The organism is Pseudomonas sp. GW460-12-10-14-TSB1 (assembly GCF_017349775.1).
Classification (GTDB): Bacteria; Pseudomonadota; Gammaproteobacteria; order Pseudomonadales; family Pseudomonadaceae; genus Aquipseudomonas; species Aquipseudomonas piscium.
Window position 1 is genome coordinate 162,972 of sequence record NZ_JACNAC010000003.1, and the last position, 19,872, is coordinate 182,843.

The window sequence follows — 19,872 nt, forward strand, 5'->3', positions numbered from 1 at the left end:
CAACTAGGGCTCGAGCCGGCGCTGCTGATAAATCCAGTCGACAATCTCGCTGTCCGGAGTGTAGCCACTGACCGTGTCGCGCAACAGTTGCCGGACTCTCGAGTAATCATCCTGGTCGACCGCCAACAGCAACTCGCCCAGCCTGGCCTTCAATACATCCCAAGGCAGATAGTCTTCATTGGCGCTCATGATCATTGGATGCTGCGTCGCTACGACGTTATCGCCGATCAACAGTTCTTCATAGAGCTTTTCGCCTGGCCGCAGTCCCGTGAACTCGACGGCTATGTCGCCATGGGGGTTCTTTTCGGAACGCAAGCTCAATCCGGACAGATGAACCATCTTCTCGGCCAGTTCGACAATCCTGACCGGCTCGCCCATATCCAGCACAAACACATCACCACCCTGCCCCATGGAGCCCGCCTGGATTACCAGTTGGGCCGCTTCCGGAATAGTCATGAAATAACGCGTGATACGGGGATGGGTGACCGTCAAAGGCCCACCGGACTTGATCTGCTTGTGAAACAACGGAATGACCGAACCGGAAGAGCCCAGCACATTGCCGAAACGCACCATGGTAAAGCGGGTTTTATTCACCCGGGAAACATTGGCGTGCTCCCCGAACAATACCGGAGCCACCTCACGGCTCAGAGCCTGCAGCGTCATTTCGGCCAAGCGCTTGGTACTGCCCATGACATTCGTCGGGCGTACCGCCTTATCCGTTGAAATCAGCACGAAGTTCGCGACATTCGCACGAAGAGCGGCCTGCGCCGTACTCAATGTACCCATCACATTGTTCAACAAGCCTTCAGCGATATTGTGCTCGACCATGGGGACATGCTTATAGGCTGCGGCGTGATACACCGTATCCACATGCCAGGTTTGCATGATATCGAGCAGTTTTTCCTGATTACGCACGGACCCCAGGATCGGCAACAACTTCACGGACAGCGACTCGCGAACGATGCGCTGTTCGAGCTCCTGCAAGATGCTGTAGAGATTGAACTCACTGTGCTCGTAGAGCAGCATCGTGGTCGGGCGCAACGCAAGAATCTGACGGCACAGTTCCGAACCGATCGAACCACCGGCACCCGTGATCAGTACCGACTGCTCCTTGATGCAATGCTCGAGCAACTCTTCCTGAGGGGGGACCGAGTCGCGCCCCAACAGGTCGGCAATGTCGACTTCCTGAATATCATCGACCTTGACTCGTCCGCTCGCCAGATCCATAAAACCCGGCACACTTTGCACATGCAGACCGAACCCCTCGAGGAAACTCAGGATCTCTCGGCGTCGCGTACGGTTAGCAGAAGGGATTGCCAAAAGGATCTGCTGAGCTCCGGTCACATCGATCATTTGCTGAATATGTTTGGGCTTATAGACATGCAGCCCGGAAATCACTCGCTCGGCAATATTACTGTCGTCGTCGATGAATGCTACCGGGCGCATCAAGCGCCCCATCCGCAAAGCAGCGACCAATTGGTTACCCGCCGCACCGGCGCCGTAAATGGCCACCTTCGGCAAGCCATCATCCCGACTGGTAAAAGGAACATGCTGCGCAGCCGTGAACCAGTCGCCCAGGAAGTACTGGCGCATCGCGAGACGCAACCCGCCGATCATCACCAGGCTCAGCCACCAGTAGTTGAAGATTATCGATCTGGGCACCAGCGGTTGACGGCTGCTGCTCCAATACACGATCAGGGCAAGCATGAGCGCCGACAGACTGACAGCCTTGATAATGGTGATCAGCGCATCGTTGCCAAAATAACGCATGACGGCACGGTACATACCGAAGCGTATGAACAACGGGATTGCGACAACAGTGGCACTCAAAAATAACCAGAGGTAATCAGCAAAGGGATTGACCAGCTCATCGACGCCTAAACGAACGACAAAAGCCATCCAGAGGGCAAACCAGACGAGGATAACGTCAGTCACCACCTGAAAGGCACGCTTTTGCCGGCGCGTTAATCCCAGTAAAAAGGCTCTCAACTTATCCATAACACCTTGAACACCTCTATTACTCCTGAAATATATCTGGTGCCACACTGGGTGATCCCAAGAAGTTCCATTTTATGACAACAGGCAAGCCCGCTTTACAGCCCAGCAGCCGAATTCTTTTTGTACGGGGAGCGAAAACCGCTCCACCGCACAAGTTTGGCTGATAGTTACCGCGCGGCCAGTTGCATGACCTCTTTGAGCACCGAGCACGTTTTCTCGATTTCAGATGCCTTCAGCGTAGGGTGCACCAGGAACATGAGGCTGGTTTCTCCCAGCTCTCGAGCGATCGGCAAGCGTGTCGCAGGGCGCCAGTCAGTATTGTCAAAGGCCTTTTCCAGATAGACCTCGGAGCAGGAACCGGAGAATACCGGGACTTCCCGCGCCGTAATCTCCGCCAGAATGCGATCCCTGTCCCAACCGTCCTTGAGCTGTTGCGGTTCCACGAACACATAGCACTTGTAGGCGGCATGAACACTGCCTTCGGGTATGGCCGGAGTACGCAGGCCATTCAGTTGGCGAGCGCAATCCCATATCTGCTGCGCATTCTCCAGACGGCTTGCCTGCCAATCGGTCATGCGTTTGAGTTGAATCCGGCCAATCACCGCCTGGACTTCCAGCATCCTCCAGTTAGTGCCAAAGCTTTCGTGCACCCAGCGGAAACCTGGTGGATGCTCGCGCTCATAGACAGCCTCCCAGCTCTTGCCATGGTCCTTGAAGGCCCACATGTCTGCCCACAACTGGCGATCGTTGGTGGTGACCATGCCGCCCTCGCCACCCGTGGTCATGATCTTGTCCTGACAGAAAGACCAGGCACCGACATGACCGATCGAACCGACGGGACGCCCCTTGTACAGGGCCCCATGGGCCTGCGCGCAGTCCTCGATCACCTTGAGATCGAACTCCTGCGCCAGGGCCATGATCGGGTCCATGTCACAAGGCCAGCCAGCCAGGTGCACACAGATGACCGCGCGGGTACGAGGAGTCATTACGGCGCGAATGCTCTGCGCGGTGAAGTTTTGCGAATCGCGATCCACATCGGCGAAAACTGGAGTCGCTCCGGCATTGACGATGCTGGACACCGATGCCAGGAACGTACGCGAGGTAACGATCACTTCGTCGCCGGCGCCAATCCCCAGAGCCTTAAGGGCCAGGTCCAGGGCGACCGTGCCGTTAGCAAGCGCAATGGCGTATTGAGTATCCGTCCATGCCGCGAATTCCTTTTCGAACTCACGTCCTTGCGTGCCGGTCCAGTAATTGACTTTGTTGGACAGGATCACATCACGTACAGCATTGGCCTCTTCGTCGGAAAAGGAAGGCCAGGGAGAAAAAGGTGTATTCAACACAACCAATACCCGTCAGTTTTCATTCGAAAATATGGAGAGCTCTTCATGAGCTCCTGCTGTCTACAAAAAGCCTGGGGCAGCGCTTTAAACACTCGGCCCATTATCGGGGCAGGCACATTTGCAATAACTGCCGCTCCAGTGATCACACCATCATACTGATCAGAGGGGTCATACGCGCAGCCATGTCGCCAACGGTCCCCTGGCACCAGTTTCGCCGCTGCTCGGGCCAGAAATCGCCGGAAACTCAATAACCTTCCAGTCGCAGAACTCAACCGCATTCACAACGACCGTATTATTTCCATTTAGCTTCCAGCAGGGCCCGCAAATTCATCGTTTGGTCCCAGTAAACTTCGCAGCGGTAACTTCGCCTTCTGCACTGATACCGTCACGAATAACAACTTTTTTGATCGTCAGGAAGATGACTTTCAAATCCAACCATAAGGATTGGTTGTCTACATACCAGACATCCAGGTTGAATTTTTCTTCCCACTCCAGGGCATTCCTCCCATTAATCTGAGCCCAGCCAGTCACGCCCGGACGCACCTCATGGCGACGATACTGTTCACTATTGTATAGCGGCAGATACTCCATCAGCAGAGGTCGAGGCCCTACCAGACTCATATCTCCCTTCAAGACATTCCACAGCTCTGGCAACTCATCCAGACTGCTAGAACGCAAAAAACTGCCAAACGGTGTCATGCGCTCCGAATCCGGCAGCGGATTGCCCATCGCATCATGAGCATCGCGCATTGTACGGAACTTGACCATCTCGAAGGGCTTGCCGTCCTTGCCCGGACGAACCTGGCGGAACAACACGGGAGAACCGAGTTTCTTGCGGATCTGCCAGGCGACTATCGCCATGACCGGTGCCAGCAATAACAGGCCCAGTATCGAAGCAAACAGATCGAACCCACGCTTGATCATCGGGCCACACCCTCCAGCCAATCGACAAACCGATCCGCAAGCTTGCGACGATCGAACTCCCTGACCGCCAGCTCACGACCTCTCAGGCCTTTGGCCTTGAGTTCTTCACGCGCATCGGCTGCCTGTATCAGGGCATCGGCGAACAGCGATGGACTTTCCGGCGGTACGACAAAACCGCAATCTTCCTTGGTGATCATTTCGGCCAGCCAGCCTGGATAGTTATTCAGAACAGGCAGTGCCGAAGCGATGTAGTCGAAAAACTTGTTGGGTGAAGTACCGTAATAGAAGGCAGGAACATTGGCGAGCAGTTGCAAGCCAAGATCCGCACTGGCCATCAGGCCGGACAACTTCGCTTTGTTCACCGGATCGTGAAAGATCACATTATCCAGTCCTTCCCTGGCCGCTCGCTGCTGCAGCGCCGGCTTCAACTTGCCCTGCCCGATCAGCACCAGGCGGATATCGTCACGCTGGCGGAGTTTCAGTTCCTTCGCCGCATCCAGTACCGAATCGAGCTTGTTGGCAACGCCGTGGGTACCGGCAAAGACGGCCATCAGTTGATCTTTTTCCACACCGGCAGGCCGCCATGGCTCGGCGGGCGCATTAAAAATATCGAGGTCGCAGCCGTTGGGAATCATGGTGATCCGGTCGCGCGCAACACCGCGATGGGCGATACCATCAACAATGCCCGGGGAAAGCCCGATGACTCGGTGAGCAGAGCGATAGCTCGCCCATTCAAGCAGCGACATGGCAGACAGAATCAGCGGATTGCGAATGACGCCCATTGCCTTGGGGAGCTCGGGCCAGAGATCACGGACTTCGAATACAAATGGTTTGTTGCGCAACCAACGCGCAAAAATGCCAGGAATCCCTGCCGTCAGAGGTGTCGTGGTGGCAAAAACCAGATCGTAACGCTCGGTCAGCGCCAACCCAATGCTGCGAAATGCGAACTTCAAGAAACTGAGTGTACGAGTGAACAGGCCGTCACTGTTGGAGTACGCCAGATCGAACTCGATAATTTCAATTCCGTCGACGGTGCCCTTGCGTTTCCCACCGACAAAAGGGCCTTCCAGCCCGGTTTGTCCACCACCGTAGCTACCACAGACCATGGAAACCTGATGCCCTCGAGCAATCAGGCGACGGGCCATTTCATAGGACCGAATGCCGACAGCTCCTTTCGGAGTGGAAAAATGCTGATGAAAATAAAGAATTTTCATGTTTACCAGTGATACTCCGTAATCAAAACACCCGCCGAATCCACTTCTACTTCAAGCACCGGCACTTCAGTCTTCTGCAAGTAGTAACGAGACTCCCAGCCCTGAACCAGCTCCTGCCGAACAATCGGCATGCTGCCCGTTACCGATATCCGGTGCGAACCGTTGCTCAATACACCATCCGACATCTGCCAATCGCCTGGCTGCAAACGCCAGCGCAGAACCGCGCCGACTTTGAACCCCTTGATCTCATCCCGAACCTGTAACCCGGTATCGCTCAGACGCACCTGACGGGTATGAAAGGCACCAGCGTTATCGCCATAACTGGCACCACAGGTAGTGGCCTCTCCTGTATCACTCAGACCATCGACCCTGCGCGTGCGCAACCAGTCGCCAAACAGGAAACGACTGAGTCGTGGCATCTGGTCACGCCCGTCGAATTGCACGGTGTTATGGCTGACGGTACCTGGGAAATAACTCAGCCATTGGGCCGAGGTGTTATAGCTATAGGTTCCTGCGTCACGCAGCAGGTTGAGGCCCGAACGCCAGAGATCTACGTGCAGGGCATCGGCCTGGCTGGGTCGAAAATGAAAACGCGGATAACGCAGCACGGCAAAGGCATCTGCGCGTCGTAGCAGTGCATATCCACCCTGGTCGAACAGTTGGCTAGCCGGGCGCTCGACGACAGCCGACGGCACGGACAATTGCAGCCACTGCAAAGGCAAATCCCATGCACCTGGGGCCGCATAGGCTCTTTTTCCACAGAACAGCGTCATGGCCAACTGAACCGCCGGCCGGAAATCGCGGTAGTCCGTGTCCGTCAGCGGCAACAGGCGCGCACCATCATTGGCCCCGATATTCGGCGCATCGCCGGAACTCTCGTCAACCAGCGAAAACAGCCAATTCGTAGCGGCCCGCACCCTGGATTGAAAGGTTGCGGAGAAGGCTTCGAGTCCGGCCTTGATTCGCCAGACCTCGACCATGGAAAAGGTATCGAGCATGACCCGGTGATAATTGACCGAGTACTGGCTGAAACTGCCGTCCGGCTCGATCAATCGAGCGGCGCGATTCTCCAGCCATTTACGCCCCAATCGCTGCCAACGCTGCCCTTGCGGATGATTGCACAGCGCCAGCCAGCTACCACCGACGAACAAGGCCGCGGCTTCAGAGGTGCCGTGATTGTTGTCTTGGGCCATCGCATAACTCAACGTTGGCTCGATGCGTTTGAGGTGCAGTTGGACAAGTTCCATCAACCCGGGCAATGGCGTTGACGACTGCTCGAGAATGATCGCCGTCATTGCCAGGTGCAGAACCCGAATGGAAGCCTCCTGACCGCACTTCCAGTTCGGACCGCAATAAGGAGGGTTATTCTTGCACCAGTGCGTCAGCCACAGATTCAGCCGCTCCATCTGCGAGGCATTGTCTGAACAGGCTCGCTGGGCGAATGCCAGTGTCCAGTCCAGGCGTGACGCTTCCCAGATATTCTTGATGTCGCCAACAGCTGCGTCAAAGTCAGGGATGCGCCACCACTCCCTTTCGGGCTCAGGAACCCGAACTCCACTCAGCGGGTTCAGGTGCCAGTCAGGTGCCGCGTCCGAAACAGGAATCTCCCAGCACCCGTAATAGCGGGCCCGGGTACCCCATTGGGTATTGACGGGCAATGAGTTGGCGCGCCTGGCACTGGGTGCAAAAAAAGGCCCCTGTGGCATATCGGCGCAAAGACGTCTGACAGGGTTCAACCCGGTCTTGACTCCAAGCCGATACGTCAATGCACGAACCAGATTGCCGCCCCCCAGCGCGACGGCAGTTCTGGCTTTAGTAATAAAAAGGCTCATTGCTCACGCAGGATCCGCGAAACCTCGATACTCACCCGCGCCACTTCGAAGATTTCATCGGAAGAGATCGGAGTCGCCGCACCGGTTTCCACAGCAGCGAGGAATGCGGCCGCACACTCGCTTTGCCCTTTGTTCTGTTTCCACAGGTTGAGTTTGTTGAAGCCGGGCCAGCCGAAACCTTTCAATTTGCGGAAGTTATCCAGTTGCAGGACACGGCCTGCGGCAAAGACTTCCACGCGCTCTTTTGGAAAGCTCGATGCGCCATTGGCCAGGTAATGAATGGTACCGAAAGAACCGTCTTCGAAACCCAGGATGATCGCAGCTTTGTCTTCGGTGATTTCCACGGCGTCCGTATCGCCCATTCTACGGGCCTGGATCGAAACGATTTTGCTGCCGGCCAGGAAGCGCATCAGATCGATGAAATGGCAGGCCTCGCCAATAATGCGTCCACCGCCAACCGCTGGATCCTGCGTCCAGTGACTCGCGGGAATAGCGCCGGCATTCATCGTCATGACAAAGGATTTCGGCTCTTTTACCGCTGCAAGCAAGGCTTTCATCTTCTGCACTTGCGGCGAAAAACGTCGATTGAAGCCCACCATCAGGTGAGGCTTGAGGCCCTTCTCGACAGCACTCTGATAGGCCTGCTCAACCATCGCCAGCTCTTGGGTTTCGATGGCCAATGGTTTTTCGACGAATACGTGTTTACCAGCCTCAAGCGCCTGAGCGACAAAACGAGCATGGCTATCGTGACGGGTGACAATCGCCACGGTATTGATCAGGTCGTTGCCCAGCATCGCTCCGATATCTGTCGACGCCTCCGCAAAACCAGCCTTGCTGCCGTGGATAACCCCGTTTATCCCGCCCGCGGTCACGATCGTATGGAATTGCGCGCCTGCCGCCTTGAAAGCTGGAATCAGCATCCTGGAGGCATAGTTTCCCGCACCGATGAAACCCACCACGGGTTTGACCGGGTCGAAGCTCGCGACCGCTTCCGGCGCCAACACCACTTTCTTGATGTTGCGCTCAGCGGCGCTTGAAGAATATTGCAGAATGATGCCCAGCGCGGAATTATCCGCCGTGAGCGTCTGATAAGCATCAGCCGCGTCTTCAAAGGCAAAACGATGGGAAATCAGCGAATCGACTTCCAGTTGACCACTGGCAAGCATGTCCAGCACGGCCTCGAAGTTACGCTGCTCAGTCCAGCGAACGAAACCAATCGGGAAATCATTGCCTTGATCTTCGTATGTAGGGTCATAACGCCCAGGGCCATAAGAACATGAAACCTGGAATGTCAGTTCCTTCTCATAAAAATCAGCCCGATTCAGCTCCAGACCAGTGACACCTACCAATACGATGCGGCCGCGTTTACGGCACATATGCGCGGCTTGGGTGACCGGGTCGGATGACTTGGTCGAGGCGGTAATGATAACGCCGTCAACGCCCCTGGAACGGCTGAAGATCATACTGGCGACAACGGCATCCTCGCCCTTGCCGGGGTTGCAGGTTTCGGCACCATAGCTGCGGGCCAGTGCCAGTTTCTGCTCGTCAAAATCGATGGCCAGTACTCGGCAGCCCTGGGCACGCAGGAGTTGGACAGTCATCAGGCCGATCAGGCCGACACCAGTAACGACAAAAGCCTCTCCCAGAGTCGGCTGAGCCAACCGGATACCCTGCAGGCCGATACTGGCCAGTACGGTAAATGAAGCCGCTTCATCGCTGACCGAGTCGGGGATGACCGCGCAGAGATTTTTCGGGACGATCACCACATCGGCATGAGGACCATTTGAAACGACCCTGTCACCAGGCTTGAAGCCGGACACATGATTGCCTACCGAGGCAACAACTCCGACGTTGCAATATCCCAGCGGCAAAGGTTGCGCAAGCTTCGAGCGAACAGCATCTACAGTAGTTGCCAACCCATCGGTCTGGACCTTCTGCAGGACCATGCGGACCTTATCGGGTTGCTGCCGGGCCTTTTCCAGCCAGTTAGCCCGGCCAAAGCCCACGAGCATACGCTCCGTGCCAGCAGAAATCAGTGTATTGGTCGTGTTGATCTGTAAAGAGCCACTGCGAACGGTCGGGGCAGGCGCATTAATCAATGACGTCTCACCACTAGCCATATTCTGAACAACCTGCTTCATGCATTCGTACCAATAAAGTTAAAAATTTCACTCATCACTGATGAATCTGTCTCTAGCCGCCTAGATTAACATCGGTTCATACAATCCGTATTTGCATAGAACCTCTGCTCCCCTGCCCAACTCGACTGCAGGGGGCATTGCTGTCAGCGATCCAGGGCGAAATTGCCGTCCAGATACTGCTTACACCACAGCTCCATACAAACGATGCCAAACAAGGTGTAGGCCGCATCAATACGTCCTGAACGATCGGCCTCGATCAGACGTGCAACCGCTTCAGGATCAAAAATCCCTCTCTGGAGCAACGAGGCAGGCGACAGCACTTCATCAACCAAAGGCTTCAAGCGCCCCTGCAGCCAATTGCGCAAAGGTACACCGAAGCCAGTTTTAGGCCGGTAAATAATGTCGTGTGGCAGATACGGTTCCATCGCCTTTTTGAAGATCCATTTTCCTTCACGACCTTTCTGCTTGATGTCGGAAGGCAACGATCCCGCCAAACGCACCAGATCCAGGTCCAGCAACGGCACACGCACTTCAACGCCAGCGGCCATCCCCATCTTGTCGGTGTAGTTGAGGTTGTGATCAGTGAGGAAGTGCTTGCACTCCAGGGTGAGCATCTTATCCAACGGAGTCACATCGGAAGGCAGGCGCGAAAGCGTCTCACGCATCGGCGCAAAAAGATCGTCCATCGCCAACTGGCGCCTCAGGTCCGGTGCCAACAGCCCGTACGCCTGCTCAGGCTCTAGCCAAAGGAAGTAACTGATCAGGCGATCATTGGTTGGAAGATCAGCATAACGAAACGCCTTCCCGACGCGCCGGGAAAGCGGCGATGATGCGGGGAGCAGACTTGAGGCACTGGCCAGAACCGACCGTAGTGGTTTGGGCAACCCACCCCACCAACGCTCCTGAGCCAAAGCGAAATGTCGACGATAACCAGTAAAAATATCATCTCCACCTGCACCGGATAGCAGTACCTTGATGCCATTCTGGCTCGCCAACTCAGAGATAAATAACGCATTCAGCGCTGCCGGGTCCGGAGTCGGTTCATCCAGCAGATAAACCATCTCGGGCAGTCGATCCATCATTTCATCGCCAACGCCGACCACATGCAGATCCACATCCAGATGCTTGGCAACTTTCTGCGCATAAGGAAGATCGTCGGCAAACCCTTCATTTGAAGTGGCGCCATTATCGATACGAATGCTGAAACATTGCAGTCGCCCCCTGTTCTGCATTTCCTGTGCAGCAAAGGCAACTATCGCACTGGAGTCCAACCCTCCGGACAGAAAAGAACCCAGCGGGACATCTGAGACCAGCTGTCGCTTGACAGCAGTCCTGACCGCGTCAGCCACATCGATAGCAACATCATCGACGTTCTTCGCCAGTTTCTTTTCCGCAATAGGCAGCTCGTAGTAAAACCAGCTCTTTTCAATACGTCCGTTACGAACGCACAGTGCCTGCCCGGGAAGAACTTTCTTGATATCCCGGACGATTGTTTTTTCCCCCGGCGACCATAAGAAGCCGAGATGGGCCAGAACAGCCCTTGGATCGATTTCGGTTGTGCCAAAACCACTGCGAATGAGCCCTTTCATTTCACTAGAAAAAGCAAAACAACCATCACCGGAGTGAATATAAAGAGGTTTGACACCCAGTTGATCACGCGCCACCCAGAGCGTATTCGTGTCACGCTCCCAGAACACCACGGCAAAAATACCGTTCAGCCGATTCAGGCACTCAATGCCATAACGACAGAAAAGAGCAAGCAACACCTCCGAGTCGGATTGGCTGGAGAAAACATCTCCTGCCGCCTCCAGGTGGGCTCTCAATTCGCGGAAGTTATAGATTTCACCGTTGAAGACCATGACCACGCGGCCGTCGGCCGAAACCATGGGTTGGTGTCCGGCAGACGTCGTATCGAGGATCGATAGGCGAACCTGCCCTAACCATACGCCCACATCCGTATCGGCCCAGATCCCCTTGTCATCCGGACCACGACGTCGAATGAAAGAAAGTGCCGAAGAGAAATCAATGGACTCTCGCGTCCCGTTATGTATGTAGCCCAGAATTCCGCACATAAGAGTCTCTAGATCGAATTATTAACAGGTTCTTGGCGCTTTGAGCTTAAGAATAAAAAGGGAATCAAGATAGAGGCAACGAGAAGAGCTACCGAAGCCAGTTCCCCCCTGAACAAATGAAGCATTGAGGCGACGGCCAGTGCATACACTCCCAATGCCCGGTCACTTTTGGGGTTGTAGATAACAGCCCCGTAGAGCCGCCCCCACAGAAGCCCAAGGAACAAGCCACCAAATAAGACGCCAAGAGCTCCAAAGTTCATATAGAGCTCACCAAATATACCAGGCGGTAGTGTAGTGCCCTCCATCAACCATTTATCCGGCCAAAAGGCACCGGTAAATACTCCGGCAGCGGTAAGAGGCTTATCGGGAAAAAGCCCAGATGGAATCAGAATCAAAACAATCATTAACAGTGTTGATCCATTTTGCCACTCCAGGCCCTTGGGCATGGCATCGACCAGTACAGTCATGGTCTGCAACTGCATGAGATTCCCTGTAAACTGCGTTGCCAAAAGATGAACAAAGGACAAGAACACACCCTGCTCTTCATTAATAAAGAAAAACCTTCCCGTCGCCAACAACTCCTGCTTAAGCAAATGATAGATCATCAGTGACACAAACATCACAAAACCCAGCACAGCCCCTTTCACCAAACTGACACGTTGAACCCGATAGTGCCTGACAATAATTAGCGACAATATGATAATAAAGATTGTTGACTTTTGCCCTTGCAACGCGCAAACAAATAAAGCTACGAAAAGATATAACCAAAAGCAAAATCGTTCGGAAAGCTTCTTCTTTTCACCACGCGTCAGACGGATAAACCAAGCTAGCGACACTGAAAGGAGCAGGTTCTCTAAAAGAAACAAACCATTCAAACCAGCAAATGCCCTGATTCGATCACTCGCCCCCTGAAGCAATCCCGAGACACCTCCCAACACAACCAAGATCATGGCGAATGCCAACAGCGCTAACATGGTAAATATAAACGAGCGCTGGGAGAAAATTCTCGCGCTACCGATATAACGAACCTTACCAGGGATCGAGAATTGAGTCTTACGCCCCAGATAACAGCCCAGCAAGACAAATAAAAGCGCCGCTGTATATAACAGCAGCGCGGACTCAATGGCTGTGCTTTTGTCAGAGAAGTCGAACTCCCAAAACTGACTAAACCCATCTATCCCGATAATAAATGGATACAAGGGGACTATCACACCTGCAAACCAGATCACCAAAAAGAAAAAGCCTGCACTAAAGCAGTCAAAAGTCTTTTTTTTAGCTGCTGACACAAACCAGCTTTCTTTTAACATGACCCCTCCTCTCTTGGCATTATAAATCAGCTAGGCGGATTCTCACCGCAGAGAACAGCAACACCGCCGATAGCAATGCGCCAGCCATATAAGCCGCAACCCCGGCCCACCCTTCCAGAACCGGAATCCCCATATAGAGAAGAATCAGAACAAGCACACCTTCCAGAATATTAACCTTTAGACTCAATCCAAAGACCCGCAGCGCTACCAACATTGTTCCGCAAGAGAGCGCAATGGCTTTTAACGGCAGAGTCAATGCCAGCACCATGACGTAAAGAGCCGTAGTTTTATACACACCGCCTATAAACAGCCACCAGATTGACGATACGAAGATCAATGACAAGGCAACAGCCAGAGACACCTTCAGCATACTTCTTGAAACAGCGGAATATTTTGCTCTCAACTCATCTGGACAATGAAGTGCTTCAACTAGATCAGGCAAAGCTCTTTGGGCAATGATAGCCAGGGGCAACAGCCCAAGAACGAGGCTCAATATGGCGATACCAAAAAAACCTATTTCTTCGGTTCTGACATGCAACGCGGTTAACATCAGGACCGGCAAGCTGTCAACCAACAAACGAACAAATAGGCTGGCATTGATAGTCAAACCAGACTTGGCAGTAAGCAGCAATTCTTTTCTATCCGCTGCCGTAAAGTTCAACGCAGGCAAAATATAGCTTCTAAGTTTCCACCATACGGCCATAAGGCAGAAGAATTCCCCCAGATAGCGAGCAGCCATCCAGCCTTTTACACCATATAGTTTTGTCAGTACGACATGCAGTACAACACCCACCGCTGTAACCAGCATCAGCGCAATATAAATCTCACCAATGGCCTTCGCACCTTGAGCAAAGCCCGTGCTGACACGTAGTAAGTTGGTGAGCACGACCAAACCGCAGGTCGTGAAAACATAAGAGCTTATCGCTGAAGTCAGGACAAACTCGTGAGCCACGAATATTCCAAAAATGACAACACTGGACGCGAGCGCGACAAGCAAAAAAACCTGTCGCAGTACAGCACTCTGACTAGAGGCATCGCAGTGGGCCGCAGTATCCCGAATCGCAATACTTTGCATCCCTAGACTACCCGCCAGCACAACAAGCGCTATGATGGTCTCTAAAGAACGCACGACCCCAACAATTGAGGGATCGACCCAAGGCGTAATCAAAAATTGACTGATGATAACGCCGCCCTGGATGCAAGCGGTGATAACAAACAGCTGTAATAGCCTCGAATTCTCGAAAATGCTGATCAGACGAGCTAGCACGCAGTACCACCATTAAAATTATTTATTATGCTCAATGAAAATCATCCTTTCTTTTCTGGTGACAACGAATCCAGAACACTTTTCAATGCGGCCCGGCGGGATGCGATCGAATAGTTAGAGGAAATCCATTGATGCCTGGCCTGTGCCTCTCCCTCCGCAATAGGTGTAGCCACTACCATTTCCATGGCTGCGGCAATCTCTTTCTGGCTGTCCGGCTGGACCCAGTAAGCAAACTCCCCTGCGACCTCAGGCACCGCGCCTCTTGGCGAGGTGATTACCCGCGCCCCACAGGCCAAAGCCTCGCCTATGGCATGCCCGAACCCCTCGTAAAGGGTAGGCTGAACATAAGCAAGGCATTTGCGGTAATGCTCGAGCTTCTCTTCATCGGAAATCATCCCGACAAATTCGACCCTGTCTGCGACACCAAGTCTATCTGCAAGGTTCTTCAGCTCATCCAGATAGTCGCCATGCTTGCCAGCCACTACCAACCGAAGATTGGTCGATTTCTTCGCAACTTCTGCGAATGCCTCAATGGTCGGAATGAGACCTTTGCGAATAGCATTGGTCCGACTTGTCCAAGTGACGGTAAAAAAGTAATCCGACTCGGCAGACGGCGCTTCACCCGGTGAATAGAACTCTGTATCGATCGCCAACGTGGCATAGACCGGGTTTTTTACCGGAAGGTTGGAAGTAACCTCTTCACACTCGGACTTCGAGATAAATAGGTTTCTATCAGCCAATAACAAAGAGCTACGCAGTACAAGTTTCTGCCACCACGGCCGATCCAGATAGCAGAGTCCCGGGATTTCTTTTCGGCAGGTGGAGTAATCAAAAGCTCCAGTTACCACAACCGGTCGACGGCGAAGTTTTCCCGCAAGCAACGGAAAAGGTGAATGCCCCCACCACCAACAAAAATAAAGATCGGCCTTCCAATCCAGGGTCCCTGGCGTCCCGGATAGCACAACCTCATGCCCGAGCTCTTTGAGAATCCGAATATCGACTCTATAAAACTCGACTTTATCAAACAGCTCACGCCAATTGGCGTGAGCTGACATATTCGCAAAAAAACATATACGCACAGTTCACCAACCCGCTATAGCTATTAACCTTGGACTCTTACCTTTTGCTGATACATAGAGAGAAGTGTCTCATGCAGACTAGGCACCTCTAACAACCCCACCGTATCGAAAAGTTTGGCCGAACTTCCGTAAAGCTCTTTTACTTCATCACTCCGGACGAAAGCCGGGTCCACTACTATATTGGGCCGATATCCAGCAATCTGTACCATCTCGTCAATCACGCTGAGCAAGGAAATACTGCGCCCCGAACAGATGTTGATAAACTCACTATGTTTTTCGCACGTCAAAAGGCGTGCATAGGCCTCAACCACGTATCTCACATCAGAAAGGTCGCGAGAAACATCCAGATTCCCCAGCCTGATTTCCTTCTCGCCTCTGGCAAAAGCACCGACGATCTTGGAAAACACAAAGGACTCCGATTGGCCTGGTCCCGTGTAGTTAAATGGCCGTGTCACCAATATAGGCAAGCGAACAAACCACTTGCGGAGCAGAGCCTCCATGGCGAACTTGCTCAGCGCATAATGGTTCATCGGCTGTGGCTGGGCGGACTCCACGATAGGTGACGAAAGCGCGTTACCGTAGATATTGGCGCTGCTGGCAACCACCACCTTCTCGATGTCTATGTTCGACTCGATGATAGCGGTAAGCAGACTTTCCGTACCTAGGACATTGACTCGGTAATAGGACAGCGCATCACTGCCCGTCACATGGGCCAAGGCAGCCAAGTGGATGACATGTGTCGGCCGAACCTGCTTTATCCAATCGCGCAACCGATCGGTCTCATTCAGATCAGCTTCCAGGTGATCAAACTCGCAAGGCAGTCGCTGCCCCCCCAGGCCGGCAACCTGCCAGCCGGCCTGGGTCAGAGTCTCGGCCAGGTGCCTCCCGGTAAAACCCGAGAGGCCCGTGATCAAGACCCTTCGGTCATTAATGTGAGACGCCATTACGAGCCCTTCTCAAGTCAGCCTCTACCATCAGTTGGCAAAGTTGCTCCAGCGTGGTTTCAGGCTTCCAGCCCAGGCGCTCTTTGGCGAAGGACGGGTCACCGATCAGCAGCTCTACTTCCGCGGGCCGATAAAAACGCGGGTTGACCTTGACTCGAGTTACGCCCGTTCTACGGTCGACACCAAACTCGTTCGCACCACTTTCACGCCAGTCGATATCAACACCGACAGCCTTGAAGCTCATGGAGACAAAGTCACGAACGGTTTCAGTGCGATTTGTAGCCAGGACAAAAGTTTCCGGCGTATCGATCTGCAACATGCGGTGCATGCCATCCACGTACTCTTTGGCAAACCCCCAGTCACGCTTGGCATCCATATTGCCGAGTTCCAGCACTTGCTGAGTACCCATTTCAATACAAGCTACTGCGTCGGTAATCTTTCGAGTAACGAACTCTTTACCCCTCAATGGGGATTCATGATTGAACAGAATACCGCTGGTAGCAAAGATATCATAAGACTCACGATAGTTTATCGTGGTCCAATGCGCGAACAACTTCGCCACCCCATAAGGGCTGCGAGGATAAAACGGAGTGCTTTCGGATTGGGGAACAGCTTGAACCAATCCAAACATCTCAGAAGTCGATGCCTGATAATAACGGATCTTGGGGTTTACAATCCGTATTGCTTCAAGCAGATTAAGCGCACCAACACCAGTAATCTGAGCCGTAGTGATAGGCTGATCGAAAGAAACACCAACAAAACTTTGGGCTGCGAGGTTATACACCTCATCTGGCTTGCAGTTTTCAATCAAGCGAATGGTCCCAGCCAGATCGGTCAAGTCGAATTCGACAAGATGCAGGCGATCATGATTCAGGACACCTAACTCTTCCATCCGCCAGAAATTTACAGAACTCGTACGCCGATATGCTCCGTAGACCTCATAACCTTTTGACAACAGCAACTCAACAAGGTAAGCCCCATCCTGACCAGTAACACCGGTGACCAGCGCATTCTTCTGCATTTGTACAGCCCCTATTTAAATCTTATACACGACCGTAAGTATCATCAAATCGAACAATATCATCCTCACCCAAGTAACTTCCGGACTGTACCTCGATAATTTCAAGAGGTATCGTGCCCGGATTGGAAAGACGATGCACATGCCCAACAGGAATATAAGTACTCTGGTTTTCGTTCAGCTGAAAAACCCGGTCTTCACAGGTAACTTCTGCTGTACCAGAAACAACAATCCAGTGCTCCGCGCGATGATAATGTTTCTGTAAGCTCAGCGTTGCCTTTGGCTTGACCAATATCCGCTTCACTTGAAAGCGCGAGCCGGAATCAATGCTGTCATACCAACCCCAAGGCCGGTGAACGCGACGATGCAGTTTGGTCTCGCTCCGCGAGCAGACATTCAATGCTTCGACAATCGCCTTTACGCCCTGACTGCGCTCCTTGTTGGCAACCAAAACAGCATCGGGCGTCTCGACAATCACGATATTGTCGAGACCAACAGCGGTCACCAGTCGGTGAGAAGCGTAAACCAGCGTATTGGCGCTGGACTCGACAATCACATCGCCATGAGTTGCATTTAGGCTGTCATCCTTCTCGCTTGAGCGCCAGACGGCGTCCCATGCCCCTAGATCAGACCAACCAGCATCCATCGCCAGCATCTTGAGTTGCAACTCCGGATGCTTCGCGCAGTGCTCAATCACCGCATAGTCTATCGATTCCGACGGAACAAGAGAGAAGGCATCGGCCTGAGGTCGAATAAATCCATTATCCTGAGTTCTCTCGGCCCAGGCTTTCTCAGTGGCGAGGAAAATATCTTCCCTGAAAGTTTCAAGCGCCTTCAACCACACGGATGCTCGCAGAACGAAAATACCGCTGTTCCAGAAATAACTACCTTCGCTCAGATACTTCTGCGCAGTTTGCAGCCCCGGTTTCTCAACAAAGGCGTCAACTCGTTTAACTTCAGCGGCATCTGTCGAATGAATATAGCCATAGCCTGTTTCAGGGCGATCGGGCTTGATACCCAATATGACAATACTGCCATCCGCTGCGACTTCAACAGCCTTGCTGATCGACTGCGTGAACATCTGCACATCGAGAATCATTTGATCAGCAGGCGCCACAACTAGAACTGGATCGACTTGTGCCAGTTCATCCCGCGCATAGAGAGCAGCCAGCGTGAGCGCGGGCGCCGTATTGCGCCCTATAGGTTCGAGAATGATGGAACTCTTGCTCAGCTTCATCTCCCGAATCTGGTCCAGACACAGGAAACGATGCTCATCATTGGCAACAATACAAGGTGGCAGCAAATCAGAACCTGATGCAGCTATCCCAATCAACCTGCCAATGGCTTGCTGAAACAAGGTTTCACGACCTGATATAGCTAGAAACTGCTTAGGGTAAAGCGTTCTGCTAAGAGGCCATAGGCGCGTCCCGGCGCCTCCGGACATGATTACCGGAAGGATTTTCATACAAACCAGATCCCACGAGTATCAACTACCTGACGACCCTCCAGAGTCGACGACGGGACGGTCTTGAACTGTTTGTGATCCACTAGAAGCAAAAGAACATCTGCCCGACCGAAGGCTTCTTCTATCGCGCAAAGTTCCACGCCAGGCAATGCCAAGGCTGCCGGTAAAGACTCGATATTGGGTTCGACTGCCAAGACTTTACCAGGGTGAGAACCCGCAATGTGTTTGGTAATTTCCAACGATGGACTTTCTCGCAGGTCATCGATATCAGGTTTGAATGCCAGACCAAAACAGGCAATAACAACATCTTTCTCAGGCTTTCCAGGATTACGCGAAAGATGATCAGCCACCGCGGCATCAACTTTTTCAACAACCCAAGATGGTTTTGAATCATTGACCTCACGAGCAGTTTTGATCAGTTTCGCCTGCCCTTCGGCCTGACTAACGATGAACCAAGGGTCGACAGCAATACAGTGCCCCCCTACACCAGGACCTGGCTGCAGGATATTGACTCGAGGATGTCGATTAGCCAGCTTGATGAGTTCCCACACATCAACACCGAATTTATCGCAGATCATTGAAAGCTCATTGGCAAACGCGATATTGACATCACGAAAGCTATTCTCGGTCAACTTGCACATTTCCGCTGTGCGCGCATTGGTAAGAATACACTCGCCTTCTACAAACAACTTGTAAAGGCGGGTAGCGGCCTCAGAACACTTAGGTGTCATGCCACCAATAACCCGGTCATTTTGCACCAACTCACGCAGCACATGGCCAGGCAACACGCGTTCCGGGCAATGAGCAACTCGGATATCCGATGCCTCGCCATGGGTCTGAGGGAAGGTCAGGTCCGGGCGTGCCTCGGCCAGCCATTGCGCCATTTGCTCGGTTGCACCTACAGGCGAGGTGGACTCGAGAATAACCAGATCACCCTTTTTCAGAACAGGCGCAATCGACTTGCTTGCAGACTCGATATAAGAAAGATCTGGAGCATGATCGCCCTTGAAGGGAGTAGGTACAGCGATCAAAAAAGCATCTGCAGGCTCTGCGCGAGTGCTGGCACGCAGGTACCCTTCGGTTACAGCCGCGTGAACAACAATATCAAGATCAGGCTCTACGATATGGATCTGCCCACAGTTGATGGTATCTACCGCTTTCTGGTTAACATCGACACCAATAACTTTTATCTTTCGCGAAGCAAACACTGCGGCAGTGGGTAAGCCGATATACCCTAGGCCAATCACGGAAATAGTGGAAAAGCTCAT

14 protein-coding genes are annotated in these 19,872 nt (G+C 53.0%); all 14 read right to left on the reverse strand.

The genetic code is table 11. The features are described from left to right. Window positions 1-3 precede the first annotated feature (3 nt). A complete protein-coding gene (locus J4D52_RS03425; RefSeq protein WP_025805525.1) occupies window positions 4-1,998 on the reverse strand; it encodes a nucleoside-diphosphate sugar epimerase/dehydratase in 1,995 nt (664 codons plus the stop codon). A gap of 167 nt (window positions 1,999-2,165) precedes the next feature. Continuing rightward, a complete protein-coding gene (locus tag J4D52_RS03430; RefSeq protein WP_102676645.1) occupies window positions 2,166-3,341 on the reverse strand; it encodes a DegT/DnrJ/EryC1/StrS aminotransferase family protein in 1,176 nt (391 codons plus the stop codon). Between the two features lie 327 nt (window positions 3,342-3,668). Then, on the reverse strand, window positions 3,669-4,265 hold the full coding sequence (locus J4D52_RS03435; protein ID WP_025805529.1) for a sugar transferase: 597 nt from the start codon (window positions 4,263-4,265) through the stop codon (window positions 3,669-3,671). Next, complete coding sequence (locus J4D52_RS03440) at window positions 4,262-5,479, reverse strand: glycosyltransferase family 4 protein (RefSeq protein WP_063432586.1); 1,218 nt, start codon at window positions 5,477-5,479, stop codon at window positions 4,262-4,264. Before J4D52_RS03440 ends, J4D52_RS03435 begins: the two co-directional genes overlap by 4 nt. A 2-nt stretch (window positions 5,480-5,481) precedes the next feature. Then, on the reverse strand, window positions 5,482-7,311 hold the full coding sequence (locus J4D52_RS03445) for a heparinase II/III-family protein (RefSeq protein ID WP_063432587.1): 1,830 nt from the start codon (window positions 7,309-7,311) through the stop codon (window positions 5,482-5,484). Continuing rightward, the gene (locus J4D52_RS03450; RefSeq protein ID WP_102676605.1) at window positions 7,308-9,452 is read right to left on the reverse strand and encodes a bi-domain-containing oxidoreductase; all 2,145 of its coding nucleotides are present in this window, start codon (window positions 9,450-9,452) and stop codon (window positions 7,308-7,310) included. The genes J4D52_RS03445 and J4D52_RS03450 overlap by 4 nt, the downstream gene beginning before the upstream one ends. A 143-nt stretch (window positions 9,453-9,595) precedes the next feature. Beyond that, window positions 9,596-11,524, reverse strand: coding sequence for an asparagine synthase (glutamine-hydrolyzing) (asnB, locus tag J4D52_RS03455; protein WP_025805534.1), 1,929 nt, complete (start codon window positions 11,522-11,524; stop codon window positions 9,596-9,598). A gap of 8 nt (window positions 11,525-11,532) precedes the next feature. Next, window positions 11,533-12,831, reverse strand: coding sequence for an oligosaccharide repeat unit polymerase (locus tag J4D52_RS03460; protein ID WP_025805535.1), 1,299 nt, complete (start codon window positions 12,829-12,831; stop codon window positions 11,533-11,535). A 19-nt stretch (window positions 12,832-12,850) separates the two neighbouring features. Further along, window positions 12,851-14,098 (reverse strand): lipopolysaccharide biosynthesis protein, encoded by a 1,248-nt coding sequence (locus J4D52_RS03465; RefSeq protein WP_102676604.1) that lies wholly within the window; start codon window positions 14,096-14,098, stop codon window positions 12,851-12,853. A gap of 41 nt (window positions 14,099-14,139) precedes the next feature. Continuing rightward, complete coding sequence (locus tag J4D52_RS30455; RefSeq protein WP_230589647.1) at window positions 14,140-15,153, reverse strand: glycosyltransferase family 4 protein; 1,014 nt, start codon at window positions 15,151-15,153, stop codon at window positions 14,140-14,142. A gap of 47 nt (window positions 15,154-15,200) precedes the next feature. Further along, window positions 15,201-16,091: a GDP-mannose 4,6-dehydratase gene (locus tag J4D52_RS03475; RefSeq protein ID WP_231103275.1), complete on the reverse strand. Its 891-nt coding sequence runs from the start codon at window positions 16,089-16,091 to the stop codon at window positions 15,201-15,203. 13 nt (window positions 16,092-16,104) lie between these two features. After that, window positions 16,105-17,142, reverse strand: a complete 1,038-nt coding sequence (gmd, locus tag J4D52_RS03480; RefSeq protein WP_025805540.1) for a GDP-mannose 4,6-dehydratase — start codon at window positions 17,140-17,142, stop codon at window positions 16,105-16,107. A 22-nt stretch (window positions 17,143-17,164) separates the two neighbouring features. Continuing rightward, window positions 17,165-18,604 (reverse strand): mannose-1-phosphate guanylyltransferase/mannose-6-phosphate isomerase, encoded by a 1,440-nt coding sequence (locus J4D52_RS03485; RefSeq protein WP_025805541.1) that lies wholly within the window; start codon window positions 18,602-18,604, stop codon window positions 17,165-17,167. After that, window positions 18,601-19,872, reverse strand: a complete 1,272-nt coding sequence (gene wecC / locus J4D52_RS03490) for a UDP-N-acetyl-D-mannosamine dehydrogenase (RefSeq protein ID WP_081251685.1) — start codon at window positions 19,870-19,872, stop codon at window positions 18,601-18,603. Before wecC ends, J4D52_RS03485 begins: the two co-directional genes overlap by 4 nt.